General features: G+C 49.3%; 22 protein-coding genes, 2 tRNA genes, 1 rRNA gene, 1 pseudogene and 1 riboswitch. Of the genes and pseudogenes, 22 read left to right on the top strand and 4 right to left on the bottom strand.

The genetic code is table 11. The features are described from left to right. The first annotated feature begins 18 nt into the window (after positions 1-18). The 10 genes from rrf to thiH all read left to right on the top strand — a co-directional run bounded on the left by rrf (position 19) and on the right by thiH (position 6,989). A 5S ribosomal RNA gene (gene rrf, locus A8L45_RS10080) occupies positions 19-134 on the top strand. Between the two features lie 93 nt (positions 135-227). Continuing rightward, positions 228-304: transfer RNA gene (locus A8L45_RS10085), tRNA-Asp, on the top strand. A 317-nt stretch (positions 305-621) separates the two neighbouring features. Then, a tRNA-Trp gene (locus A8L45_RS10090) sits at positions 622-698 on the top strand. Between the two features lie 248 nt (positions 699-946). Further along, entirely contained in the window at positions 947-1,330 is a 384-nt protein-coding gene (gene crcB, locus A8L45_RS10095) for a fluoride efflux transporter CrcB (protein ID WP_068901840.1), read from the top strand. Positions 1,331-1,379: 49 nt separating this feature from the next. Continuing rightward, positions 1,380-1,478, top strand: a riboswitch (TPP riboswitch). 95 nt (positions 1,479-1,573) lie between these two features. Next, positions 1,574-3,481 carry a phosphomethylpyrimidine synthase ThiC gene (thiC, locus tag A8L45_RS10100; protein WP_068901841.1) on the top strand — a complete coding sequence of 636 codons (1,908 nt, stop codon included), beginning with the start codon at positions 1,574-1,576 and terminating at the stop codon, positions 3,479-3,481. A 10-nt stretch (positions 3,482-3,491) separates the two neighbouring features. Then, positions 3,492-4,145 carry a thiamine phosphate synthase gene (gene thiE, locus A8L45_RS10105; RefSeq protein ID WP_068901842.1) on the top strand — a complete coding sequence of 218 codons (654 nt, stop codon included), beginning with the start codon at positions 3,492-3,494 and terminating at the stop codon, positions 4,143-4,145. Further along, the gene (locus A8L45_RS10110; RefSeq protein ID WP_068901843.1) at positions 4,129-4,917 is read left to right on the top strand and encodes a HesA/MoeB/ThiF family protein; all 789 of its coding nucleotides are present in this window, start codon (positions 4,129-4,131) and stop codon (positions 4,915-4,917) included. Before thiE ends, A8L45_RS10110 begins: the two co-directional genes overlap by 17 nt. Further along, complete coding sequence (gene thiS / locus A8L45_RS10115; RefSeq protein ID WP_068901845.1) at positions 4,898-5,098, top strand: sulfur carrier protein ThiS; 201 nt, start codon at positions 4,898-4,900, stop codon at positions 5,096-5,098. Before A8L45_RS10110 ends, thiS begins: the two co-directional genes overlap by 20 nt. Positions 5,099-5,100: 2 nt before the next feature. Then, on the top strand, positions 5,101-5,880 hold the full coding sequence (locus A8L45_RS10120) for a thiazole synthase (RefSeq protein ID WP_068901847.1): 780 nt from the start codon (positions 5,101-5,103) through the stop codon (positions 5,878-5,880). After that, entirely contained in the window at positions 5,877-6,989 is a 1,113-nt protein-coding gene (gene thiH / locus A8L45_RS10125; RefSeq protein WP_068901849.1) for a 2-iminoacetate synthase ThiH, read from the top strand. The genes A8L45_RS10120 and thiH overlap by 4 nt, the downstream gene beginning before the upstream one ends. A gap of 72 nt (positions 6,990-7,061) precedes the next feature. Here thiH and A8L45_RS10130 read toward each other — a convergent pair whose 3' ends face one another. Both A8L45_RS10130 and A8L45_RS10135 read right to left on the bottom strand, forming a co-directional pair. Continuing rightward, positions 7,062-8,843 carry an aminopeptidase P family protein gene (locus A8L45_RS10130; protein ID WP_068901851.1) on the bottom strand — a complete coding sequence of 594 codons (1,782 nt, stop codon included), beginning with the start codon at positions 8,841-8,843 and terminating at the stop codon, positions 7,062-7,064. 112 nt (positions 8,844-8,955) lie between these two features. Further along, positions 8,956-9,924: a LysR substrate-binding domain-containing protein gene (locus A8L45_RS10135; protein WP_068902004.1), complete on the bottom strand. Its 969-nt coding sequence runs from the start codon at positions 9,922-9,924 to the stop codon at positions 8,956-8,958. A 99-nt stretch (positions 9,925-10,023) separates the two neighbouring features. Between A8L45_RS10135 and A8L45_RS10140 the strand changes: the two genes are divergently transcribed. Further along, a complete protein-coding gene (locus tag A8L45_RS10140) occupies positions 10,024-11,226 on the top strand; it encodes a multidrug effflux MFS transporter (protein WP_068901853.1) in 1,203 nt (400 codons plus the stop codon). 184 nt (positions 11,227-11,410) lie between these two features. Further along, positions 11,411-11,701 carry an H-NS-like global regulator TsrA gene (gene tsrA, locus A8L45_RS10145; protein WP_068901856.1) on the top strand — a complete coding sequence of 97 codons (291 nt, stop codon included), beginning with the start codon at positions 11,411-11,413 and terminating at the stop codon, positions 11,699-11,701. A gap of 155 nt (positions 11,702-11,856) precedes the next feature. Here tsrA and A8L45_RS10150 read toward each other — a convergent pair whose 3' ends face one another. Further along, positions 11,857-12,750 (bottom strand): DMT family transporter, encoded by an 894-nt coding sequence (locus A8L45_RS10150; protein WP_068901858.1) that lies wholly within the window; start codon positions 12,748-12,750, stop codon positions 11,857-11,859. Between the two features lie 129 nt (positions 12,751-12,879). On the opposite strand from A8L45_RS10150, the gene rmuC reads away from it, so the two are divergent. From rmuC to hemB, 9 genes and pseudogenes are all read left to right on the top strand, one after another. Then, complete coding sequence (gene rmuC, locus A8L45_RS10155; RefSeq protein WP_068901860.1) at positions 12,880-14,400, top strand: DNA recombination protein RmuC; 1,521 nt, start codon at positions 12,880-12,882, stop codon at positions 14,398-14,400. Positions 14,401-14,485: 85 nt separating this feature from the next. Further along, on the top strand, positions 14,486-15,265 hold the full coding sequence (gene ubiE, locus A8L45_RS10160; protein ID WP_068901861.1) for a bifunctional demethylmenaquinone methyltransferase/2-methoxy-6-polyprenyl-1,4-benzoquinol methylase UbiE: 780 nt from the start codon (positions 14,486-14,488) through the stop codon (positions 15,263-15,265). Between the two features lie 9 nt (positions 15,266-15,274). After that, positions 15,275-15,889 carry a ubiquinone biosynthesis accessory factor UbiJ gene (locus A8L45_RS10165; protein WP_068901863.1) on the top strand — a complete coding sequence of 205 codons (615 nt, stop codon included), beginning with the start codon at positions 15,275-15,277 and terminating at the stop codon, positions 15,887-15,889. Then, positions 15,886-17,520 (top strand): ubiquinone biosynthesis regulatory protein kinase UbiB, encoded by a 1,635-nt coding sequence (ubiB, locus tag A8L45_RS10170; protein ID WP_068901865.1) that lies wholly within the window; start codon positions 15,886-15,888, stop codon positions 17,518-17,520. The genes A8L45_RS10165 and ubiB overlap by 4 nt, the downstream gene beginning before the upstream one ends. Before the next feature lie 85 nt (positions 17,521-17,605). Further along, positions 17,606-17,848, top strand: a complete 243-nt coding sequence (gene tatE, locus A8L45_RS10175; protein WP_068901867.1) for a twin-arginine translocase subunit TatE — start codon at positions 17,606-17,608, stop codon at positions 17,846-17,848. 3 nt (positions 17,849-17,851) lie between these two features. Continuing rightward, complete coding sequence (gene tatB, locus A8L45_RS10180) at positions 17,852-18,193, top strand: Sec-independent protein translocase protein TatB (protein WP_068901869.1); 342 nt, start codon at positions 17,852-17,854, stop codon at positions 18,191-18,193. 32 nt (positions 18,194-18,225) lie between these two features. Further along, positions 18,226-18,981: a twin-arginine translocase subunit TatC gene (gene tatC, locus A8L45_RS10185; RefSeq protein ID WP_068901871.1), complete on the top strand. Its 756-nt coding sequence runs from the start codon at positions 18,226-18,228 to the stop codon at positions 18,979-18,981. Between the two features lie 66 nt (positions 18,982-19,047). Continuing rightward, positions 19,048-19,827: a 3'-5' ssDNA/RNA exonuclease TatD gene (gene tatD, locus A8L45_RS10190; RefSeq protein ID WP_068901873.1), complete on the top strand. Its 780-nt coding sequence runs from the start codon at positions 19,048-19,050 to the stop codon at positions 19,825-19,827. Between the two features lie 48 nt (positions 19,828-19,875). Then, positions 19,876-20,915: pseudogene (hemB, locus tag A8L45_RS10195) on the top strand (porphobilinogen synthase). A gap of 43 nt (positions 20,916-20,958) precedes the next feature. Here the strand turns inward: hemB and asnC are convergent. Further along, positions 20,959-21,420 (bottom strand): transcriptional regulator AsnC, encoded by a 462-nt coding sequence (gene asnC, locus A8L45_RS10200; RefSeq protein WP_068901876.1) that lies wholly within the window; start codon positions 21,418-21,420, stop codon positions 20,959-20,961. Positions 21,421-21,562: 142 nt separating this feature from the next. Between asnC and A8L45_RS10205 the strand changes: the two genes are divergently transcribed. Then, a complete protein-coding gene (locus A8L45_RS10205) occupies positions 21,563-24,703 on the top strand; it encodes an ABC transporter substrate binding protein (protein ID WP_245680698.1) in 3,141 nt (1,046 codons plus the stop codon). The last annotated feature ends 71 nt before the right edge of the window (positions 24,704-24,774 follow it).

Here is a 24,774-nt window from a genome sequence, read left to right on the forward strand (position 1 = left end):
AAGACTTAGCAGAATTTGCTTGGCGACCATAGCGTTGTGGACCCACCTGACTCCATGCCGAACTCAGTAGTGAAACGCAACAGCGCCGATGGTAGTGTGGGGTCTCCCCATGTGAGAGTAGGACATCGCCAGGCTTAAACATCGTTTTCATCTTTTTGATAAAAAGATGAGAGCAAAAACAAATAAAGCAGCGACGATAAGACTTTATTTGTTACTCAGGATTGAGTGGAGCGGTAGTTCAGTTGGTTAGAATACCGGCCTGTCACGCCGGGGGTCGCGGGTTCGAGTCCCGTCCGCTCCGCCACTTATCAAGAAGCCTCGCTAGACATAGCGGGGCTTTTTTTCGTCTATGACACAGTGAAATTCATTCGGGATAATTAGCTGCAAACTGCACAGTAAGGTCAAAAAATTAGATTTTTTTGTGAAATGTCCTGATTGAAGACTGGCTGCGATAGTCAGTAGACGAACTTCACAGACCTAAAATGAAGAGGTCTAGAGATATCTGAAGATACCTGGCTTCGGTATGATTCGCACTTTTGCTTAATAAGTAGGCATTCAGTCTGTAGATCTGCATCTTATGCTGGTGATTTTAGTCTGACACGATACAATAGGCGTCATTAAAGGGGTGTAGCTCCAATTGGCAGAGCAGCGGATTCCAAATCCGCGTGTTGGGGGTTCGAATCCCTCCACCCCTGCCACATTTAAAGCCTCGGCAAAAATGCCGGGGCTTTTTTGTACCTGAGAGATCAGCCCGCAACAGTATGTGCACCCTTAGACTTCCTCTCCTCTAAGATTTCGACACAGTGGAAATAGACGTACTCTTTTTCCATCATACCTCGCTTGCACTATTGCTACTCCCACTACTGTTTTGTTGTTTCAACTGATCACGAAACCTATCACTACAAGGTATGATAGGAACTCTCCCATAGAAATTGGAAATCAGCCGATGACTCAACCCTTTATCCTTGGATTTATCGCTATAGGCGGTGCGTTTGGTGCCTGCTCTCGTTATTTGCTTTCTGAGCTTTGTGTGACGTTACTGGGGCGAGGATTTCCATATGGGACATTAACTGTCAACATTCTGGGCTCTTTTGCCATGGGGCTGCTGGTTGCGGCATTTGAACAGGGATTGCTGGCTACCTCTCCGTGGCGTCAGTTAATCGGTCTTGGTTTTCTTGGTGCCCTGACAACATTTTCGACTTTTTCGATGGATAATGTTCTGCTGCTCCAACAAGGTGCGTTTTTTAAGATGGGACTGAATATATTTCTCAACGTGACTGTCTGTATTTTTGCGGCGTGGGCCGGGTTTCAGCTGCTTATGCGTACTTAGTCTCAGAATTTTGCATTGCTGAGCGTTTAAAGGCTACATATACTGCAAAGCTTACTTGTCGGAGTGCCATTTGGCTGAGACCGCTACTGCGGGATCCGTTGAACCTGATCAGGCTAATACCTGCGAAGGGAACAAGAGAATGAAATTGTGTATCAGTGAAAACCTACAGAGTCAAAGTCTGATACCACTCTTGCTCAGCAAATCCGGCAAGCATTTATTCCCCATAATTACTGGAGTAATGCTATGTCGACCAGAAAACAAGCCCGTTTAGACGCCAAGTCGTTTATTGATAACCTGTCTGTACAACCCCTCCCTAATTCCAAAAAATCCTATATTACTGGCTCTCGGCCTGATATCCGCGTGCCTATGCGAGAGATTTCTCTTTCTGCTTCTCTGGTTGGCGGAACCAAAGATGATCCGGTTTTCGAGCCGAATGAGCCTGTGCATGTTTATGACACGTCAGGCGTTTATACCGATCCGGATTACGAGATTGATATCTATCAGGGGCTACCGAAGTTACGCGAGCGTTGGATTGAAGAGCGCCGTGATACAGAGCTTTTATCTGAAGTCAGTTCGGATTTTGCCAAAGAACGTCTAGATGACGATACGCTGGATGATATTCGCTTTGATGTGTTACCAGAGATCCGTCGGGCGAAAGATGGTCAGCGTGTGACTCAACTTCACTATGCACGGCGTGGGATCATTACCCCTGAAATGGAATATATTGCCATCCGTGAGAACATGGGGCGTCAGCGTTACCGCGATGATCAGCTCAATCAGCAGCATGCTGGACAGGCATTTGGCGCCAACTTGCCGAAAGATATTACCCCTGAATTTGTTCGTCAGGAGGTCGCTGAGGGGCGGGCAATTATTCCTTCAAATATTAACCATCCTGAGTCCGAGCCAATGATCATTGGCCGCAATTTTCTGGTGAAAGTGAATGCCAATATCGGTAACTCAGCCGTGACCTCGTCTATCGAAGAAGAGACCGAAAAGCTGGTGTGGTCTACCCGATGGGGTGCTGATACCGTCATGGATTTGTCGACCGGAAGAAATATTCATGAAACCCGTGAGTGGATACTGCGTAACAGCCCTGTTCCTATTGGCACCGTTCCCATGTATCAGGCGCTGGAAAAGGTTAACGGTATTGCAGAAAACCTTAACTGGGAAGTGATGCGCGATACCTTGATTGAACAGGCGGAGCAGGGTGTCGATTACTTTACGATACATGCCGGTGTCCTGCTGCGCTATGTGCCTATGACAGCGAAACGTGTGACGGGTATTGTTTCTCGTGGCGGCTCCATTATCGCGAAATGGTGTCTTGCCCACCATCAGGAGAGCTTTCTTTACAAGCACTTCAGAGAGATTTGTGAAATCTGTGCTCGGTATGATGTCGCCCTGTCTCTGGGTGACGGTCTTCGTCCCGGCTCGGTCGCCGATGCCAATGACGAGGCACAGTTCTCTGAATTACGCACACTGGGAGAGCTGACAAAGATTGCCTGGGAATATGATGTGCAGGTAATGATTGAGGGGCCGGGCCATGTTCCTATGCACATGATCAAAGAGAACATGGAAGAGCAGCTTAAGCACTGTCATGAAGCCCCTTTCTACACGCTTGGGCCGCTGACAACAGACATCGCTCCCGGCTATGACCACATCACCTCAGGGATTGGTGCGGCGATGATAGGTTGGTTCGGTTGTGCGATGCTCTGTTATGTTACTCCGAAAGAACACCTCGGCCTGCCGAACAAAGACGATGTTAAAGTCGGTCTTATCACCTACAAGCTAGCCGCCCATGCTGGCGATCTCGCAAAAGGTCATCCCGGCGCACAGATTCGTGACAATGCCCTGTCTAAAGCTCGTTTCGAATTCCGCTGGGAAGACCAGTTTAACCTTGCTCTTGACCCTGATACGGCAAGGGCCTATCACGATGAAACCCTACCTCAGGAATCCGGAAAAGTGGCCCACTTCTGCTCAATGTGTGGTCCTAAGTTCTGCTCAATGAAAATCAGCCATGAGGTCCGTGAATACGCCAAAAACCAAGAGATAGAATCTTTGGCGATAGACGTAGTGGATGCTGAACAGGGCATGAAGCAGAAATCGGCAGAGTTTCTGGCAAAGGGCAGTGAACTGTATCACCAAAAAGCGTAAGGAGGAGAGGATGAGAAACGCGTTTGCCTCTATGCCGGATGGGATTGGACCTTTGTATCCGGTTGTTGATGATGTAGAGCTGCTCAAACGTCTCCTGTCTCTTGGGGTGCGAACTGTCCAGCTCAGGGTGAAAGATCCGGCGAATCCTGATTTGGAACAGATGATAAGAGACACGGTGGAGGCTGGAAAGGCACATCAGGCTCAGGTGTTTATTAACGATCACTGGCAATTGGCACTAAAGGCGGGGGCCTATGGTATTCACCTGGGGCAGGATGATCTGAAAACGGCGGATCTTGAGGCGATTTGTGATGCCGGGATCCGGCTGGGCGTGTCAACGCGCACGACAGATGAGCTGAATTACGCGCTGTCTCTCTGCCCGAGCTATGTTGCCATTGGTCATATTTTCCCAACCCCGACTAAAAAAATGCCGACACCGCCACAGGGGGTTGAGGCATTGAAAAAACACCTGGCAACCGTCGCGGGTCGCTGCCCGACCGTTGCTATTGGCGGTATTGATATCAGCCGTGCTCCCGATGTGTGGCAGACGGGTGTAAGTGCGGTCGCAGTTGTCAGGGCAATCACTCAAGCCGATGATCTGCCTGACACACTCAGAGAATTTGGGGATCTGTTCACTGAGGAGGCAAGGTATGAAGGCACTAAATGATCAGCAGTTTACCCGCTACAGTCGGCAGATCATGTTGCAAGATATCGGCGAAGTGGGGCAGCGTGCTCTGTTGGAGACTAAGATTCTTATTATCGGGTGCGGCGGTCTCGGGACCGCAGCCTCTATGTACCTTTGTGGTGCCGGAATCGGGCAGCTGGTTCTGGCGGATGGTGATGACGTTGATGTATCAAACCTCCATCGGCAGGTTGCTTACCGGGAGCCTGATCTGGGCAGCAACAAAGCCAGTGCCCTAGCTCATCAACTCAATGGTATTAATCCCGATACCCGAACACGTACAGTCAATAAAATGTTGGACAGCGATCGGCTGGCGATGGAAGTGTCCATGGCAGATCTGGTGCTGGATTGTTCGGACAATATGGCGACTCGACAAGCGGTTAATCTGGCTTGTATCTCAGAGCACACGCCATTGATATCAGGCGCTGCCATTGGCTGGCAGGGGCAGCACATGCTGTTTGACTTTAGACGGCCCTCTCCGTGCTACCGTTGCCTGTTTGGTCAACAAGAGGATTTACCGGGAGGTAACTGTCAGACTGGCGGCATCGCTGGACCTGTGGTCGGTATTATTGGCAACATGCAGGCGCTTGCAGCAATAAAGTTGATATTAATGGACAGCCCTCAGCCTGCCGAGTTTCACCAGTTCTGCGGCAACACCCTATCAATGACAAGACTAGCTATTTCCCCCGATCCCTCATGTCCCGCCTGTTCACCTTATCATGCCAAGGAGGCACACCATGCAGATAGTCCTCAATGAATCGCCTCACACCCCGGAGTCAGCGACCGACCTGGCTGCACTGATTCAAGAGCTGGCATTGCCGTCTGAATCGGTTGCCATTGCTGTGGAAGGTGCTGTTATTCCCAGAAGTCAGTGGGCTGAGGTTCCACTGACTGAGGGGCTCAGACTTACCGTTTTTCAGGCGATAGCAGGAGGTTGAGCATGTTGAAAATCGCAGATAAAACCTTTGAATCACGTTTGTTTACCGGTACGGGTAAATTCTCAGGGGCCGCTTTGATGGCCAGCGCTATAGAAGCGTCTGGCTCCGAGTTGGTCACTATGGCACTGAGGCGGGTGGATATTCACAACCGGGATGATGACATTCTGTCACCTTTACTGGCCGCTGGTATCAACCTACTTCCCAATACATCAGGTGCGAAAACGGCAGAAGAGGCTGTTTTTGCTGGTCGTCTTGCCCGGGAAGCACTGGGAACAAACTGGCTCAAGCTGGAAATCCATCCTGACCCGCGATACCTGATGCCCGATCCTATCGAAACGCTGAAAGCTGCGGAATCTCTGGTTCAGGAAGGCTTTGTCGTTTTGCCTTATTGTCATGCCGACCCCGTGTTATGCAAACGGCTCGAAGAGGTGGGTTGTGCTGCTGTGATGCCTCTTGGAGCTCCAATCGGCAGTAATAAGGGGCTGGTGAGTGGTGACTTTCTCGATATCATTATTGAGCAGGCGAATGTACCAGTGGTGATCGATGCTGGAATTGGTGCTCCTTCTCATGCCGCACTGGCGATGGAAAAAGGTGCCGATGCGGTACTGGTTAATACCGCGATTGCAGCGGCTGTTAACCCCGTCGCCATGGCGACGGCTTTCCGGGGTGCAGTGGAGGCGGGAAGGCTGGCGTATGAATCTGGGTTGGCAGGACAGGTTCAACAGGCTGTAGCCTCAAGCCCCCTGACTGCTTTTCTTGGCACCTCTGAGGTGCAGGGATGAGCTTTTCAGATGTTTGGCGCACCCTTGACTGGGATGATGTTCGCCTGTCTGTGTATGGTAAAACGGCCGCCGATGTTGAGCGGGCCCTGACAAGGCCTAAACGGACGCTGGAAGATTTTAAAGCCTTGATCTCTCCAGCGGCTGAGCCTTATCTGGAGACAATGGCTCAGCAGTCTGCTGTGCTGACCCGTCAGCGATTTGGCCACACTATCAACTTCTTTGTGCCCTTGTATCTCTCTAACCTGTGCGCCAATGTCTGTACCTATTGCGGCTTTTCGATGGAAAACCGAATCAAGCGAAAGACATTAAACAAAGAAGAAATTCAGGCTGAATGTGATGCGATTAAATCCATGGGATTTGACAGTATTCTGCTGGTGACAGGCGAGCATGAGACCAAGGTTGGTATGCGCTATTTCCGCGATATGGTGCCTGAGATAAAAAAGGCGTTCAGCTATCTGGCAATGGAGGTTCAGCCTCTGGATACTGAAAATTATGCGGAGCTGAAAACACTGGGGCTAGATGCTGTGATGGTCTATCAGGAGACCTATCATGCACGAACCTATGCACTGCATCATCTCAGGGGCAATAAGTCTGATTTCGAGTATCGTCTGGATACGCCTGACAGGCTGGCGCAGGCAGGAATTGACAAAATAGGACTGGGTGCGCTGATTGGCTTAGAAGACTGGCGGACGGATTGCTTTTTCGCCGCCGCGCACCTTGATCATCTTGAGCGCAGATACTGGCGCAGTCGTTATTCGTTGGCATTTCCCCGTCTACGACCTTGTGAGGGTGCCCTTCAGCCAAAGTCAGTGATGACAGACCGGCAGTTGGTGCAACTGATTTGTGCGTTCAGGCTGTTCAGTGCCGATGTAGAGTTGTCCATGTCGACACGGGAATCGCCTTTTTTCAGGGACAGTGTTCTTCCTCTTGGTATCACCCATATGTCTGCTGCTTCCCGCACTCAGCCGGGTGGCTATGCGAACGGCGAGGAGGCTCTGGAGCAGTTTTCAACGTCAGATGAGCGAAGCGCTGCTGATGTGGCGGCTGCCGTCAGGCAGGCAGGTTTTGATGTGGTATGGAAAGACTGGCATAGGGGCTACTCTGGCTGAACGCCATCAGTATGTCTTTATATAAAAAGAGCCGGATTGCCCGGCTCTTTTTTTAACGAAAGCTCAAAAACGTTAGAGCGGTAAACAGGCCAGTTTAAGCCAAGCCAGATCGTCACCTTCGAGTGACGGGCTAATGGCCTGCCACACTTTTTGATGATAGTCATTCCACCACGATATCTCTGATTCTGTCATCAGGGACAAGTCAACCAGACGACGGTCAATAGGTGCGCGTGTCAGCGATTCAAAGCCCAGCATTGGACGGTCGCCTGAGGTTTCCACGTTGACCACAACTTCTAGGTTCTCGATACGGATACCAAAGCTGTCATCACGGTAATAACCAGGCTCATTCGATACCACCATGCCCGGTAGCAGTGCCACAGGATTATGTACCTTACTGATACGTTGTGGCCCCTCATGCACACTGAGGAAGTGACCGACTCCGTGGCCTGTGCCATGGTCGAAGTCGTAGCCGTGTGCCCACAGGTGCTGACGCGCAAGCGCATCCAATTGACTGCCTGTCGTGCCATGAGGGAAACGACTGGTCGCCAGTGCAATGTGGCCTTTAAGTACCAGAGTAAAGGTCTTTTTCACTTCGGCACTGCACTCACCAATGGCGACGGTGCGGGTAATGTCGGTGGTACCGTTCGGGTACTGACCGCCTGAGTCAACCAGATACACATTGTCTTGCTCCAGCTCGCCGGGAACAGACTGATTGAGGTGGTTGTAGTGACACATGGCTGCATTGCCGCCTGCTGCGGAAATGGTGTCAAAGCTCAGATCTGCCAGCGTTTCATCGACCTGACGGAATGCAAGCAGCTTATCAGCCAGTTCGGCTTCGTTCGGCATGTTACCTGCTGCCACTTCACGATCTATCCATGCCAGAAAACGGCTAACAGCCACACCATCACGGATATGACAGGCTCTGATGCCTGCCGCTTCGGTATCATTTTTAGCCGCCTTGATCAGCAGACAAGGATCGCTGCCATGAATGATTGTTGCGCCGGCTGCGGTCAGTGTCTGGCTAACCCATGCATTACTGGTTGCCGGATCAACCAATACCTTGCGGCCTGACTGAGCTTTCAAGACGTCAGCCATAGTATCAGGATCACTGACTGTCACACCTGAACCCACATGCGCGGCGAATTCCTGAGGTAGACGATGGCTGTCGATAAAGAAGGTGACAGCACCCGTGGCGTCGACGACAGCCTGAGATAACAGGACGGGAAGGCGCGATATATCACCACCACGAATATTGAGGAGCCAGCAAATACTGTCTAGCTGGGTAAGTACCGCCAAGTCTGCACCAATTGCTTGTAATTCAGCGGCGATCTGTTGGCGTTTTTCTTCACTGCTGACACCGACCAGTGACTGCCCCATCAGGCGGGCGTCGGTCAGGAGTGGTGTTGGACGTTCTGCCCACAGCGTGTCGATGGGATTGGCATCAATGCTCACCAGCGTCAGCTGCCCTGCGACTTTATCCTGTGCTGCCTGCAACCAACTTGCGCTGTGCAGTTTCGGGTCAATGGCTACTTTGCTGCCTGCTGGCAGTGTGTCCAGCAACCAGCCCAGAACAGGTTCTTCATGCAGATGACGGTACTCAAAAATGTCACCGGGTACCTGCTTGCGCACCTGAACCGTATAACGGCCATCAGCAAAAACAGCGGCGTTATCTCTTGTGACAACAGCAGCCCCTGCCGAGGCGGTGAATCCGGTCGCCCAAAGAAGACGTTCGTTGTGGGCAGGTACATATTCTCCGAGGAATTCATCCTCACGCGGGATCACCAGTGCGTCCAGTGCCTGGTCTTCCAGCCAGCGGCGCAGTTCTTCAATGCGGCTTGCGTAGTTGGCGTCCATGTTTCTTCCTATCTGTTGATGACTGACCGCAGTAAAAAAGCCTGATGTCAGTCTGGCGCGTTACTAAATTCGTTCTCTATCTTCGACTACTCTGAAGATGATTGTCTATAAGCTATCGGTTTTCCGCAGTAGCTGCAATTTCTGTCATTTGTCTGCAGCGTGAAATGATCAACTGCTTTAGCCAAGTATGTCCAGCGTCATTTTGCCTGTTCTGGTGCCAGAACAGAGTATATTCCATTGGTGGAAGGGGCTCTGGTAGGTCAATGACCACCAGATTCAACTGTCTGGCGACAGCTGTTGCGAAATGATGTGGGGCGGTGAACACCAGATCAGTGTGGGTACAAAGACTGGCAGCGCTGTTAAAGTCTGGAACATACATCGCAATATCTCTCTCCAGCCCCCGCTCAGCAAGTTTGATATCCAGTAGCCAGCGATCGTTGCCCAAACAGCGAACCTGAATATGTCGTTGCCGCATGTAGTTAGCGATATCCCATGTTTCATTGAGTACCGGGTGATTTTGCCGAACGATCACACTCTGGAAATCCTCATAGAGGGCTTCAGTAATGATACCCGGCGGCGGTGCCAGCGTGAGCACTGCGTCTTCGGGGTTGATATCTTTTCCTGTAATACCAAAGTCGACCTCTCCACGAGACATAGCGTCAAAGGTATTGCGGGTCCAGGCATGGGTATCGAGCGTGATGGAAGGCGCAGCCTCTAAGATCTCACCCAGAAATCGGGGCATCAGCAAGGGATATGCACTTTCCACCAAAGAAAAGTGAAAACGCCTGTCACTGGTTGCCGGGTCAAACTGATCGGGTGCAGTCAAGTTTTCCAGTCGACTCAGCAGGGCAGACAGTTCAGGTTTCAGGCTTTGGGCCTTAACCGTTGGGTGCAGCCCCCATGATGTGCGGGTAAACAGGGGATCATCGAACTGATTACGCAGCTTTGCCAGACATTTGCTGACCGCTGATTGGCTGAGATTCAGCCGCTGAGCCGCACGGGTGACATTGCATTCTTCGATCAACACGTAGAGGCAAACCAACAGGTTGAGGTCTACGCGTTGTAACTGATTCAGATTCACAGCCTGATATTCCTGATAAGAATGAGTGATGTGAATATAAACCATTTTTGTTCATATCACGACGACAGTAGACTGCGCGGCATAAGACAGGAGAGAGCAATGAATTCGACACAACAAAATAATCCTGCCAGGTTGATAGCCCTGATGGTCATTCTGGTGCTTTTTAGCCCAATGGCGATTGATATCTATCTACCGGCAATTCCGCAAATGGCTGCTGATTTTAATGTTAACCCGGTACTTGTTCAGGATACGGTGACACTTTTCATGATAAGCCTTGGCGCAGGTCAGTTATTTGCTGGCCCTCTGGCTGATCGCCTTGGCCGACGCACTGTCGCGATAGCGGGTATCGCTATTTACTTTGTCAGCTCCGGTTTGGCCTATGTGGCCCAGTCGCTTGATGCCTTACTGATTGCCCGGGTATTGCAGGGACTGGGAGCCTGCGCCACGTCAGTGTGTGCCTTTGCTGCGGTGCGTGACACCTTTGGTGCTAAACGCAGTGGTCAGATGATCAGCTACCTCAACGGCGCCATTTGTTTTGTACCTGCATTGGCTCCATTACTTGGCAGCTGGTTGACCCATCATTTTGGTTGGCGGGCTAATTTCAGCTTTATGTTGATTTATGCGCTTATCGGACTGGTTTTGGTCTCGGTGTTTTTCCGTGAGACGCGACCGGCTGATACTGACAGCTCTGGTCCATTATTCAGTCCAGCAAGGTACAGTGCAGTACTTCGTGAGCCAGTATTTCTTTATCATGCCAGTCTGTGTCTGTTGGCGATGGCGGTGATCATAGCTTATGTTACCTCAGCACCAAGCTGGCTGATCACCCACAAAGGCCTGACGATGGAGGCCTTTACTAAGTGGTTTGCAGCCAATGCGGTTTTGAATATCACGGCTGCCATGACCGCGCCAAAATTCATGGATAGATATGGTAGCAGAAGAGCACTGAATCTTGGCCTGACCTTATTGGTTGGCTCTGGTGCTTTAATGATGTTGCTGGCACCGCTCGATAGTGCCCTGAGTTTTATGCTGCCTATTTTTATTTCTTCGTTTGGCTTTGCTTGGGTACTGGGTGCGGCAGCAGGCAAGGCTCTTGAGCCTTTTGGTCAGCGTGCCGGAACGGCTGCGGCATTGCTTGGTTTGTTTCAGATGACTGGCGCTGGGGCATTGGTGAGTGCCACGCAGCGACTTCATCTCGATGCGCCAGCGCTGATGACACTGCATATGGTGTTGTTATTGCCGACACTGCTGCTGCTTTGGAGTGCGACAGGTAAGAGATTGCATTCGGCATGTCTTCCTGAATGAAAGCATCATAACTGACTGAAACGCTGCATATAAAAGTACATTTATTTTAAATTGGACATAAAGCCTGAAGTTTTTCTGACTTCAGGCTTTTTTTCTTTTGCTGATAGACAGTAATTAGGAGTATATTTGTTGGGCAATATCTTTTTTATTCTGTGATTAATTATAAACAGGCAGCAAATACATTATGTCGATGTCGACTATTGAACTGGCACGTCATCTAGAACTTCTGGAAGAATCGCCAGAGAAAATGATGTTCGGAAAACTACTTACCGAATTGAGTGGTATGAGTGAAGAGCGTGTTCAGAGCGCAGCGCGTCAGGTACCGGTAAGTGGTTTACGTGAATTGATTCATCAATTTAATAAAGTAATTGAAGAGCGCCGCTCAGAGCGGGTACAAGAATTGGCAGACTCAATGTCAAATGATGGTATTAGCGTAGAGGAATTACGCGAGTTTCTGACGCAAAGCCAGAATTAAAATGTCCATATAATCCGAAGTAAAGCCGTGCGAGCTTAACGGGTAAGAATTGTTATTCATTAAGTGAACTGCTCAATATATTAATAGAGCAGGGAGAGATTTCGACTCTACACTTTTTGTTACCATTTTTATTATTTAGCGGTCATATTGGTTATTTACTCCGAAGAATGAGATTTCTTCTTTTTCCACTGCTGAATCAAAAGACCAGCAACAATCATTATTAAGCCCGCAAGCGTGCTTGGGTGAATTTGTTCGCCAATTATTTGATTAAGTAATATCAGTGAAATAAAAGGTGAAATAAAAATAAGGTTACTGATACGGGCAGTGTTAGTAGCCTTTTTCATTGCTGTTAACCACAGAACGAAGGTTATACCCATTTCGAATAATCCTACATAACCTACAGCTAACCAGCCTTGAAACGGAATACTTTGCCAGCTCGCAGTATAAAAACTGGCGGCAAAAGAAAAGGGAAGAGAAAGCAAAAAACCTAATAATAATCCTAAAACAGGATCGGCCTCATTTTTCGTATTAAGAATCCAATAGCCAGCCCAGAGCAACGTGGATAACAGTGCAAGCCCAACCCCTAAGGGGCTCTCAAATTGCAGAGCCAGCAGATCTCCTTTTGTCGCAATCACCACAACACCTGCATAGCCAAGTGCGGCTGCCAGCCAGTCTTGTTTACTGATTTTCTGGCCCAAAAATACTGCCGCCATCATGGTCAGGGTGATCGCCCAACTGTAGTTAAGGGGCTGAGCCTGTGAAGCAGGCAGTAAATCGTAGGCTTTGAACAGCACCAGGTAATACACCAGTGGGTTAATGATACCCAGCAGGAGATAATAAAGTGGTCGTTGTCTGAAAGTGACAACGAGTTTAGACAGTGTTCCCTGGCACGCAGCGACAACAGCTAGCGCAACACTGGATACCAGACTTGCTGCAGCCAGCATCTGGATGGGTGACATGTATTCAAGCGTAATTTTAAAGGCGGTAGCAACAGTTGACCAAAGCAACACCGCAGCCAGTCCATAGCTAATTGCAAGGCGGTCGTTCATCAGTGTGACATTCTGAAATAAAGATACGCCAGTCTAAAGCATCGACACTCAATGCGAAAAGCTGGACATTTATCCAGTGTCTTATTAGCCTTCTCAAGATAAGACAAAAAGTGAGATAAAGGTTTCGGCATGATGGCAGACGGCGTGACTCTGGAAACAGCTCTGGCAGTAACAGCAGGCGCAAGCAGCCTGTTCACCCTGATTTTATTCGGTATTTTTCATCGGTTGTCGATAAAGCAACAGAGGGAACTCAGTCAGCAGCAACGAGAGGCCGACAACCAGCTTCATCAGGCTGCCACAGATCAGCTCACCCAGACAAACGCTGAGCTGCAACAGGAGCTTGACCAGCTGGATATCGAAAGGGACAGATTGACGGCAGAACTGAAAACTCAGTACGGACGGCTGGCGACAGCGGTTGAGAAACTTCGTCAACTCGAGGTCTTACGGGGTGAGAAACAGGACCTGACTGAACAACTTGATGTGATGAGAGATGAAAAAGTTAGCCTAGAGATTGCCCTTCGCGAGCAACAGACCCGCACAGAGCAACAACTGGAAGCGGCCGAAGAAAAGATCAGCCTGTTAGAGGGCGCTGAAGAGAGGCTCCGAGTGCAATTTGAGAGCCTTGCCAACCAGGTATTTGATCATAAAACCCGTACTGTCGATGAGCAAAACCGCCAGAGTCTTGAAACTTTGCTTGGGCCACTGAAAAGTCAGCTCGAAGGATTCCGTAAACAGGTAGGTGACAGTTTCGGTGAGCAGGCCAAAGAGCGACATACCCTTGTCCATGAAATTCGTAATTTGCAGAAGCTCAATGAGGATATGACCCGGGAAGCGGTCAATCTCACTCAGGCGTTAAAGGGTGATAACAAGCAACAGGGTAATTGGGGCGAGGTGATTCTTGCTCGGGTGTTGGAAGAGTCGGGCTTACGTGAAGGATACGAATATCAGACTCAGGTTAGCCTTGAAAACGAGCAGGGTAAGCGTTTTCAGCCAGATGTTGTTGTTCGTTTGCCACAGGATAAAGACGTGGTGATTGACGCCAAAATGGTGCTGGTGGCGTATGAGCGTTATTACCACGCAGAAGATACCGCAGAACGGGATATGGCTCTGCGCGACCATATTGCCGCGATCCGAAGTCATATCCGGGGGCTGGGGCGCAAAGACTATCATCAGCTGCATGGCATCACATCGCTTGACTACGTACTGATGTTTATTCCGGTAGAGCCTGCATTTCAGATTGCGCTTGAAGCAGAACCATCGTTAATTCGTGAAGCCCTTGATCAGAACATTATGTTAGTGAGCCCCACGACGCTGCTGGTGGCACTTCGCACTATCAATAACCTCTGGCGCTACGAACATCAGAATCGCAACGCCAAAGAAATTGCAGACAAGGCTGCACGGCTTTACGACAAGGTGCGACTGTTCGTTGATGACATGGAAGGGCTTGGCGCAGCGTTGGACAAAGCGACAGACAACTACCAAGGGGCGCTGAATAAGCTGGCAACAGGCAGGGGGAATATATTGCGTCAGGCTGAGAGTTTTAAAGCGCTGGGGGTTGAGGTGAAAAGAGATATCAGCCCAGCCACACTAAGCCGGGATCCACACAGGGAAGATACTTCACTCAAAGTTCTTGATGGCTCAAAAGACTGACCCTTTGCCCTCACTCTATTCGGAACTGCTTTGAGCAACCCCGCTGTATCAAGTACACTTAGCAGCAAAGACTTAGGGGTTAAAAATGACTGAATCGACACAGGGCGTGAACCACGACGCAGACTCGGAAACCACTCATTTTGGGTTTCGGGACGTGGCTAGAGACGAAAAAGCAGGCATGGTAGCCAGTGTATTCCACTCTGTTGCAGCCAAATACGACATCATGAATGATGTGATGTCGATGGGTGTTCACCGGATCTGGAAACGCTTCACTATTGACTGCAGCGGTGTACGTCCGGGTCATAAAGTACTGGACCTTGCGGGTGGCACCGGTGACCTTACCGCAAGGTTTTCCCGTATTGTCGGCGATAAAGGACAGGTTGTCCTCGCTGATATCAATAATTCCATGCTGAATGTGGGCCGCGATAAACTGCGAGACCTCGGTATCGTTGGCAACGTTAACTATGTTCAGGCTAACGCCGAAGAACTGCCGTTCCCGGATGATTATTTTGACTGCATTACCATTGGCTTTGGCCTGAGAAACGTGACAGATAAAGATAAAGCACTCCGTTCTATGTACCGGGTGTTGAAGCCGGGCGGCCGCCTGCTGGTACTGGAGTTTTCCAAGCCTGTGATTGAACCTCTGTCGAAGGCGTATGACGCCTACTCGTTCCATATCTTACCGAAAATGGGCCAACTGATTGCTGGAGACGCAGAAAGTTATCAGTATTTGGCAGAATCTATTCGTATGCATCCTGATCAGGAAACCCTGAAAGGTATGATGGAAAACGCGGGTTTCGAACAGACCAAATATTTCAATCTGACGGGCGGCATTGTTGCTCTCCATCGCGGATATAAGTTTTAGGACACAGATATGCCCCTGGATCCACTGGTTACAGCGGTTGTTGAAACCGGACTGAATACTCTCATTACTCAGGATGCCGATAGCCAGCGCCGCCTGCAACGGTTGAAGGGGAAGGTGCTGCGTGTGAGGTTGACAGATATCAATAAAACGCTGAATTTTGTATTCAGTCATCAGGTTGATGTGCTGGCATATTACGAGGGAGAGCCGGACTGTGAGCTGGCTTTACCTTTGACAACTGCCCCTGAATTAAATGACAAATCAAACCTCACCCGGCTCATCAAAGAAGACAAACTCGAACTGGCTGGCGATATCGATGTTGCCCAGCAGTTTTCTGGTTTGCTGAGTGGACTCGATGTCGACCTTGCTGAGTGGTTATCGAAATACACAGGAGATGTTGTCGCTCATACACTGGTTAACGGTCTGAAAAAAAGTGTTGGCAGAATTCGCAGCAAAGCTAAGCAAAAACAGGCCTATATCGCTGATATTGTTGTCGAGGAATGGCGTCTCGCCCCGGGAGCGCTGGAGATCACGCATTTTTCTGACCAGGTGGATGATGTACGTTCACAGGCGTCAAGACTGGAAGCGAGACTCAACTCATTAATAGATGCGGTGGATACACTATGAGACTGAATGAGATCCGCCGTCTTTATAAAATTATTCGGGTTCACCTCGAGTACGGGCTTGATGAGCTGGTACCGGATAACTCACTGACCCGCTGGCCACACTTTTTACGTCGTGGTCTTTTTTGGCTTAAAAACAAGCACAGCGACAAGGAAGAGGGAGACCGACTTCGGCTTGCTCTTCAAGAACTTGGCCCTGTCTGGATCAAGTTTGGTCAGATGCTATCGACCCGGCGTGATTTGTTTCCTGACGATATTGCTGACCAACTTGCGTTGTTGCAGGATCAGGTTATGCCTTTTGACAGCAAACTGGCTAAAGAAGAAATCGAAAAAGCCTTGGGCGGTCCGGTAGAAACCTGGTTTGATGACTTTGAGATGACGCCGTTGGCATCGGCCTCTATTGCTCAGGTACATGTTGCGAGACTGCGTGAGAACGGACGCGAGGTGGTACTTAAGGTGATCAGGCCGGACATACTGCCTGTGATTCAATCAGATATTAAGCTGATGTACCGAATGGCCGGGATTCTGTCTCGCTTCTTGCCTGTGGCTCGCCGCCTTAGACCTGTTGAGGTGGTTCATGAGTACGAAAAAACGCTGATTAATGAGCTGGATTTGCTACGCGAGGCGGCGAACGCGATTCAAATGCGGCGTAATTTTGACAACAACCCCATCTTATATGTCCCTGAAGTGTTCAGTGATTTCAGCCATAAAAATCTGATGGTCTCTGAGCGTATTTACGGCATTGGCGTGTCTGACATCGATACCCTGACTAAACGAGACACCAACCTCAAATTGCTCGCTGAGCGCGGGGTTGAGATCTTCTTTTCTCAGGTGTTCCGTGACAGTTTCTTTCATGCGGATATGCATCCGGGAAACCTCTTTGTGTCTTATGACAACCCGGACGATCCGACATGGATTGGTCTTGACTGCGGCATTGTTGGCACCCTCAACCGAGAAGACAAGAGGTATTTGGCTGAAAACCTTCTGGCCTTCTTCAATCGCGACTATCGCAAAGTTGCAGAGCTGCATGTCGACTCTGGGTGGGTACCTGCGGATACCAACGTTGATGAGTTTGAATTTGCCATTCGTACCGTTTGCGAGCCAATTTTTGAGAAGCCGCTAGGTGAGATCTCATTTGGTCATGTACTTGTCAATCTCTTCTCGACGGCACGCCAATTCGATATGGAAGTGCAGCCGCAACTGGTATTACTGGAAAAAACCTTGTTGTATGTCGAGGGGTTGGGGCGTCAACTGTATCCTCAGCTCAATCTCTGGGAAACTGCCAAGCCGTTTCTAGAAGATTGGATGTCCAGACAGGTTGGACCCAAAGCGGTATTGAACGCGATCAAGGAAAAGGCGCCTTTTTGGGCAGAGACCTTACCTGAGTTACCCGAGCTGGTTTATGATAGCCTGCGTCAGGGGAAAGCCGTCAGTCAACGAATGGACGAGATGTACGGCGCTTTTCTTGAAGGGCAAAGACAACAAAATCGGGTTCGTTTTCTGCTTGGTATTGGTGCCAGTTTACTGATCACCTCGGCAATACTCTTTACACATCAGATAGAGACATTACCTGAAATAACCTGCGTCACGGCTTTGGGAAGCTGGTTATTTGCATGGCGGGCAGCGAACAAATAAGCTGTACTTAATATGTACGCTTCTTCGATAAGCGAAAAAGCGTTAATGGACAAATTTATATTTCCTTTACAGAGGTAGATCAATCATGGGTGGTATTAGTATTTGGCAACTTCTGATCATTGCAGCAATCGTCGTGCTGTTATTCGGAACAAAAAAACTGCGCAACATAGGTGGTGATTTGGGTTCTGCCATCAAGGGGTTTAAAAAAGCCATGAATGATGATGAGAACAAAGGGAAGGATGCAGACTTCGTCCAAAATAAGTTGGAAGAAAAAGATTCAGCAGCCCCAACGTCTAGCAGCGATTCAAAAAACAAAGAGCAGGTTTAATCCGTGTTTGATATCGGCTTTTGGGAACTTGTACTGATCTCAGTCGTGGGTCTTGTGGTACTCGGACCGGAGCGTTTACCAGTGGCAATTCGCAATGTTGCCAGAATGGTTGGCACCGTTCGTCGTATGGCAGGCTCAGTGAAAGACGAGCTGGAACAAGAGCTGAAGATCAAAGAGTTGCAGGACAATCTGAAAAAGGCTGAAAATATGGGGATGCAAAATATAGCGCCAGAGCTTCAAAAGTCGGTCGATGAGCTGAAGCAAGCGGCCGAAGATGTTAAGCGTCCCTATCAATCCGATGCCAAAAGCGAGAATCCTCAGTCTCAGTCAACCAAGGAGCAATAGCCGCCCGCGACGGTTTATGTTGTTGAGTACCTATGTCATCTGTTGAAGATACCCAATCTCTTGTCGGCCACCTGATGGAGCTGCGTGATCGTTTATTGCGCTCATTGCTTTCGGTCTTGGCGGTTTTTCTTTGTCTGGTTTATTTTGCCAACGATATTTACTCCTTTGTCGCGTCACCATTGATCGATAAATTGCCGCAAGGGGCAACAATGATTGCGACTGATGTGGCCACGCCATTCTTTACGCCGATCAAATTGACGCTGGTGGTGTCTGTGTTTATCGCCGTGCCCATGATCTTGTATCAAATCTGGGCTTTTGTCGCGCCCGGGCTCTACAAGCATGAGCGACGTTTGGTGATGCCCCTGTTGTTTTCCAGCTCATTGCTCTTTTACGCAGGCGTGTCATTCGCTTACTTTGTCGTTTTTCCATTAGTCTTCGGCTTTTTTACCGCCATTGCCCCAGAGGGTGTTCAGGTATCACCTGACATTGCCAGTTACCTTGATTTTATTCTGGCATTGTTTATGGCTTTTGGTTTTGCCTTCGAGATCCCTATCGCCATTATTCTTTTGGTATGGGGTGGTGTGGTTGAACCTGCTGATTTGTCAAAGAAGCGCCCTTACATTGTGGTTGCGGCGTTTATTGCAGGCATGCTGCTGACGCCTCCTGACATTATCTCTCAGACATTGCTGGCCATTCCTATGTGTTTGCTGTTTGAGGTGGGTTTGTTCTTTTCCCGTTTTTATCGACCTCGTCATGAAACGGATGGTGAAGAAACCAGCCAAAATTAAGAATCACAGAAAGGCCAGTGTTACACTGGCCTTTCTGTTTTTAGACCTGACAAAAGGGACAAGTCTTTGATTGATATCGGTGTGAACCTTACCAGCAGTCAGTTTGATGCCGACAGGCATCGTGTTGTTGAGCGGGCAAAAGAGGCAGGAGTGTCAGCCATGGTGCTGACGGGGACAGATCTCGACTCCAGTGTGGCCGCTCTCTCGCTTGCCCGCCAGTACCCCGGCTATTGCTACTCGACAGCAGGGGTACACCCTCACGATGCCAAAACAGTTGATGATCTATCCCTGCCTGTAATTCGGGAACTGGCACAGCATGACGAAGTGGTTGCTATTGGTGAATGTGGGCTGGATTTTAACCGTGACTTTTCACCAAGACAGCAGCAAGAGGCCGTGTTTGAAGCCCAGTTATCGCTGGCGGCTGAATTAAACCTGCCAGTGTTTATGCACTGTCGTGATGCGCATGAAAGGTTCAGCGATATTTTCCGTCCCTGGCAGGATAAGTTGCCGGGAGCGGTACTTCACTGTTTCACTGGCAACGAAGACGAGCTGAACGCTTGCCTTGATATGGGGATGTCGATAGGTATTACTGGCTGGGTATGTGATGAGCGCCGAGGGGCCGATCTTAAGGCTCTGGTGAGTAAAATACCCGCAGACCGACTGATGATTGAAACGGATGCACCCTATCTCATTCCCCGTGATTTAAAGCCGAAGCCTAAAACCCGTCGTAATGAACCTTGTAATTTACCTCACATTGCTGATCGAATCGCCCAGTGTCGAGACGAGAAGTATGAGGATTTGATCACATTCAGCGGTGAAAACAGCCGTCGATTTTTCGCAATTTAATCTCTATCATTCTTGAGGTTATAGGCACTTAACGTAAAGGAGAATACCGTGAGCGTTTCGATACAAGGGGCCTTTCCCGCCCGACGCATGCGTAGAACACGCAATCATGATTTCAGCCGTCGGCTGATCGCTGAAAACACGCTGAGCGCGTCTGATCTGATTTATCCGGTATTTGTTTTGATGGGGAAAAACCGTCGAGAAAGCGTTGAGTCGATGCCCGGCGTTGAACGCTTGTCTATCGATTTGCTTCTGTATGAGGCAGAGGCGCTTGCAGAGCTTGGCATTCCTGCCATCGCCCTGTTTCCTGTCGTTGCACAAGATGTGAAGACCAGCTGTGCGTCTGAGTCCTTCAATCCCGAAGGTCTGATCCAACGCGCTGTGCGCCTGCTGAAAGAGCACGTTCCACAAATGGGAGTCATTACTGATGTGGCTCTGGATCCGTATACCATTTCCGTCAGGACGGCCTGACAAACGAAGAAGGTTACGTGTTGAATGATGAGACGACAGAGGTGCTGGTCAAGCAGGCACTGTCTCATGCTGAGGCTGGAGTCGATATCATTGCTCCGTCCGACATGATGGACGGCCGTATCGGTGCCATTCGCGCAGCACTGGAAGACGCAGGCTACATCAATACCCAAATCATGGCCTACTCAGCGAAGTATGCTTCCTGTTATTACGGTCCTTTCCGTGATGCTGTCGGTTCTTCAGGTAACCTCAAGGGAGGTAATAAGAAGAACTACCAGATGGATCCGGCCAACAGTGATGAGGCGCTTCACGAAGTCGCTATGGACGTGCATGAAGGTGCGGATATGGTGATGGTTAAACCGGGAATGCCGTATTTAGATGTGGTGCAACGGGTGAAAACTGAGCTGAAGGTGCCGACATTTGCTTATCAGGTGTCTGGGGAATATGCGATGCACAAGGTGGCGTTTGAGAATGGCTGGTTGAAAGAGCGCGAGACAGTCATGGAGTCACTTCTATGCTTCAAGCGTGCCGGAGCCGATGGCATTCTGACATATTTCGCGAAAGATGTTGCCCAGTGGCTGTCAGAAGATAACGCAAAATCAGATACTTCTGCTGAGTCGTAAATTCGGCGATTGATGAAGAAGACGCCTGCATTGCAGGCGTTTTTTACGGCTGTACGTTACGTTTTATTGGATTTTGCAGGGAGATCAGGGTCTCAGTGGATTGCACTTCTTTGATAGCCTGCAGTTTATCGATCAGTACGTATTGCAGTTCCTCAATAGAGCGACACATCAGTTTGACGAAAATATTGTATGCGCCCGTGGTGTAATACGCCTCTACCACTTCGTCCAGTTGTTCCAGCTTTTCCAGTGCCGAGTGGTAGTCTCTGGCCGCATAAAGATTAATACCGATAAAGCAGCAGACGTCATAGCCCAGTGCTTTGGTATTAACCAGCACCTCTGTCCCCGTGATGATACCGGCCGATTTCATCTTTTCGACCCTAACATGCACAGTGGCTGGGCTGACAGAGAAGCGTTTGGCAAGTTCAGCATAGGTGATACGTGCATCGTTCATCAGTATGTGCAGGATCTGTCTGTCGAGCTCATCCAGCTTGGTTATGTCGTTCATACCTGTCCTTTTTGGGAACCATGATACAGCCCGATTAACAGTTTTGACTCAGGCAAGGTTATCAGTGATAAATCTGCTGATATGATAACTTTTTGTACAAAAAATCAAATATTAAGCAGTCGGAAGAAGGCAAGGCGATTTGATGAGATGGTTGTTACTTTTATTACTCACCACGATGGTGTCCTTCGCGCAGGCCAAGACTCCTGTTTTGGTTATACACTCCTATCATCCGGACTTTGAATGGAGTAATCAGGTCAATCAGGGCCTTCAGGAGGGGCTTGAAGGAACTGATGTCGAGATTCAGACAGTGTATCTCGATTTTAAACGCTATCACTCTCCAGAGCTCTTTAAGCAGCTTAAAGCACTCTACCGTATCAAGCTTGCTGAACACAATTACAGAGCGATCCTGACTGTCGATAATGCGGCTCTGAATCTAGTTAATGAAATGGCGGATGTCGTTGGCTCAACACCCGTCATTTTTTCTGGCCTGAATCAGTACTCCCGTGAGAGATATAAAAATATTGATTTACTGACTGGCGTCAACGAGGTTGTCAGTCTGCCAGACAATCTGCAATTGATGTCCAAATTACACCCGGACGCAAAACGGGTGTATGTGATCCTTGATGAAACGCCAACCAGCGAAGAGTACTGGAGGATGTTTCTTCAGCAACTGGAAAATATGCCGTCACTATCGATGGATGTCGTGCCATGGCAGGGCCTCAATTATCAAGAGCTAATGGACAACGTCCGTCAGGTGAAAAAGGACGAACTTATTTATTTTCTGTCCTTCTTTAAAGACGGCGACAATAATTATATCGGGCATGAAAACCTTCTTGAAAGCTTGAGTGAAACCGCCAGTGTTCCGGTTTATGGAGCGGGCAGTTTTATGCTCAAGTACGGTCTTGCTGGCGGTGTGATGGTGGATGGCGTGACGCAGGGATGGGAACAAGCCGCTTTGCTGAAGCAGATTCTGGCAAACCCAGATTCAAAGATGCCCCCTGTTATCGATGGTAAGCCACTGGCGAAGTTGTCTTTCCATGCCATTGAGCGTTTTTCACTAGATAAAGAACGTGTCTCCGGTGTTGAGGTAGCGCTGACGCCAGCCTCTATTTTGAAAACCAACCCTAAATTAGCCGCGATCAGTGTCCTGCTGGTTCTTTTTCTGTGTCTGGTGATCGCCGGGCTGATTTACCTTATTCAGCAGTATCGCCACAATGCAAAGGCACTGGCAGAGAGTCAGGCTCTTTTCAAAGGGGTATTTGATCAGAGTAACCAGTTCATTGCGCTTTTGGCTGAAGACGGTGTTGTTATATCCGCCAATGAGGCTTTTTATTGCCTTTATCCGATGTGGAACCGTTTTAAAACCTCACCAATCTGGACATGGAAAGAGTGGCTAAATGCTGACGAACTCAAAAAAGAAATTGTCGCGATTAAAGATACAGGCACTCGACGTTTTGAGGTCCGGATCCTCAGTCAGCTGGATACTGAAGTCATACTGGATGTCGCACTAAAAAGTGTTGAAGCGCCTGATGACAATCGACATCAGGTATTGTTTGAAGCCCGCGATATCACCCAGCGCAAGCTGACTGAACAAAAACTTCAGCGCAGCGAGGCCGAATATCGGATGCTTTATGATCAGCAGCCTGTCATGTTGCTGACTATCGACAGACAGTCACGTATCCAGTCAATCAATGAGTGTGTGACAGAGTGGCTGGGCTATGCCAAGCGAGAGCTGCTCGGCCATAAAGTGACTGATTTTTACCGCGATGAAGTCAGTTCTCCTTACGAGTTGGTGACTAAGCGCAGTCAGTCCGGTGACAAGATCTGGCGTCGGGAGATTTGCTATGTCAACTGTTACGATGAAGAGATATGGATTCGTGAGTCAATCCGGACGACGCAGGTGAAATCGCAGTTGCTGCTGGTGGGTGAGGATATTACCAACCACCGCCGGATGGAGTCCATGCTCCGTCATCAGGCGCTCAGGGATCCGTTAACCGACCTTTATAATCGAAACCATTTTGAACGTATCCTGACTGAAAAACTGAGAAGTGTTAACGAGGAGGGATTAACCCACGCGCTTTTCTACATCGACCTCGATCAGTTCCGGGTGATCAACGACACCCTGGGTCATGAAGCTGGCGATAAGGCGCTTAAATTCACCGCCAGAAAGTTACTGAGCCTGTTACCGGATGAAGCCATAGTGGCCAGACTGGGTGGTGATGAGTTCGCCATTATTTGCTCTGACTGCGACGATCAGGAAGCCCTTGAAATTGGCCACCATGTCCTTGAGCAGCTCAACGAGACGGAACTCTACTGGAACCGCGTTCGTATGTCTCTGGCCTGCTCTATCGGCGTCAGGCTGTTGGACAGAAGTGTTTCGTCACCGCAGCAAGCTCATGCTCAGGCTGACACTGCCTGCTACGCAGCGAAAGACAAGGGTCGTGCAAGATTACACGTTTATCGACAGGACGATGAAGAGGTGCTCCGGCGTGAGCGCGAGATGGCATTTGTGAACCAAATTCATTCTGCCCTGTCCGAAGACCGCTTTGAGATTTACGCCCAGCCTATCGTGCCTGTTGCGGACAACAGAAATGGCAAAATGTATTTCGAAATCCTTGTCCGCCTTCGGGATGAACATGGCGATATGGTGCCTAACGGTCTTTTCATTCCAGCGGCTGAGCGATATAACATTGCTCACTTGATTGATGCAGAGGTCGTGCGGAAAACCCTGCGTTGGTTTCAGGAAAACCCCGAGTATGTTGAACGTATCGGGATGATCTCGCTTAACCTTTCCGGTCGCTCAATGGTGAATGACGGATTTGTGAGCCTTCTGATGTCGTCGATAAAGTCGAGCGTGATCCCGAGTGAAAATCTGTGCTTCGAAGTTACCGAGACCGCAGCGATCAGCAATATGTCTGATGCCATTGAGGTACTGACATCACTCAAAGCACTCGGGTGCAGTATCGCATTGGATGATTTTGGCTCTGGCTTGTCATCCTTTGGTTATTTGCGGCAGTTACCCATCGACTTAGTGAAAATTGATGGTCAGTTCGTCTGCGGCATTGATGAAGATGAAACGGATTTCTTGATTGTAAAAGCTATTCAAGAGCTTGCTCATCAAATGGGTAAGAAGACGGTTGCCGAATTTGTTGAGAGTCGGGAAATCCTGTCGCGACTTGAAACGCTGGGTGTTGACTATGCACAGGGCTACCACCTCGGTCGTCCTCAGCCAATGGTTTCTCTGGTCAAGTCAGCCTTCCCGGAAATTGAGCAGGTAAGCTAACTCGGTAACGACTGACTGTGCTTGTGCGCTGCGCCTGATATACTCTGCGGGTTTTAATCACGGGAGAATTC

Origin of the sequence: Veronia pacifica, from assembly GCF_001707825.1 — a bacterium.
GTDB lineage: Bacteria > Pseudomonadota > Gammaproteobacteria > Enterobacterales > Vibrionaceae > Veronia > Veronia pacifica.

Excerpts from the sequence above, each read along its gene's own strand:
- crcB (WP_068901840.1), top strand. The coding sequence starts at position 947 with ATGACTCAACCCTTTATCCTTGGATTTATCGCTATAGGCGGTGCGTTT.
- thiC (WP_068901841.1), top strand. The coding sequence starts at position 1,574 with ATGTCGACCAGAAAACAAGCCCGTTTAGACGCCAAGTCGTTTATTGAT.
- thiE (WP_068901842.1), top strand. The coding sequence starts at position 3,492 with ATGAGAAACGCGTTTGCCTCTATGCCGGATGGGATTGGACCTTTGTAT.
- A8L45_RS10110 (WP_068901843.1), top strand. The coding sequence starts at position 4,129 with ATGAAGGCACTAAATGATCAGCAGTTTACCCGCTACAGTCGGCAGATC.
- thiS (WP_068901845.1), top strand. The coding sequence starts at position 4,898 with ATGCAGATAGTCCTCAATGAATCGCCTCACACCCCGGAGTCAGCGACC.
- A8L45_RS10120 (WP_068901847.1), top strand. The coding sequence starts at position 5,101 with ATGTTGAAAATCGCAGATAAAACCTTTGAATCACGTTTGTTTACCGGT.
- thiH (WP_068901849.1), top strand. The coding sequence starts at position 5,877 with ATGAGCTTTTCAGATGTTTGGCGCACCCTTGACTGGGATGATGTTCGC.
- A8L45_RS10130 (WP_068901851.1), bottom strand. The coding sequence starts at position 8,843 with ATGGACGCCAACTACGCAAGCCGCATTGAAGAACTGCGCCGCTGGCTG.
- A8L45_RS10140 (WP_068901853.1), top strand. The coding sequence starts at position 10,024 with ATGAATTCGACACAACAAAATAATCCTGCCAGGTTGATAGCCCTGATG.
- tsrA (WP_068901856.1), top strand. The coding sequence starts at position 11,411 with ATGTCGATGTCGACTATTGAACTGGCACGTCATCTAGAACTTCTGGAA.
- A8L45_RS10150 (WP_068901858.1), bottom strand. The coding sequence starts at position 12,750 with ATGAACGACCGCCTTGCAATTAGCTATGGACTGGCTGCGGTGTTGCTT.
- rmuC (WP_068901860.1), top strand. The coding sequence starts at position 12,880 with ATGATGGCAGACGGCGTGACTCTGGAAACAGCTCTGGCAGTAACAGCA.
- ubiE (WP_068901861.1), top strand. The coding sequence starts at position 14,486 with ATGACTGAATCGACACAGGGCGTGAACCACGACGCAGACTCGGAAACC.
- A8L45_RS10165 (WP_068901863.1), top strand. The coding sequence starts at position 15,275 with ATGCCCCTGGATCCACTGGTTACAGCGGTTGTTGAAACCGGACTGAAT.
- ubiB (WP_068901865.1), top strand. The coding sequence starts at position 15,886 with ATGAGACTGAATGAGATCCGCCGTCTTTATAAAATTATTCGGGTTCAC.
- tatE (WP_068901867.1), top strand. The coding sequence starts at position 17,606 with ATGGGTGGTATTAGTATTTGGCAACTTCTGATCATTGCAGCAATCGTC.
- tatC (WP_068901871.1), top strand. The coding sequence starts at position 18,226 with ATGTCATCTGTTGAAGATACCCAATCTCTTGTCGGCCACCTGATGGAG.
- asnC (WP_068901876.1), bottom strand. The coding sequence starts at position 21,420 with ATGAACGACATAACCAAGCTGGATGAGCTCGACAGACAGATCCTGCAC.
- A8L45_RS10205 (WP_245680698.1), top strand. The coding sequence starts at position 21,563 with ATGAGATGGTTGTTACTTTTATTACTCACCACGATGGTGTCCTTCGCG.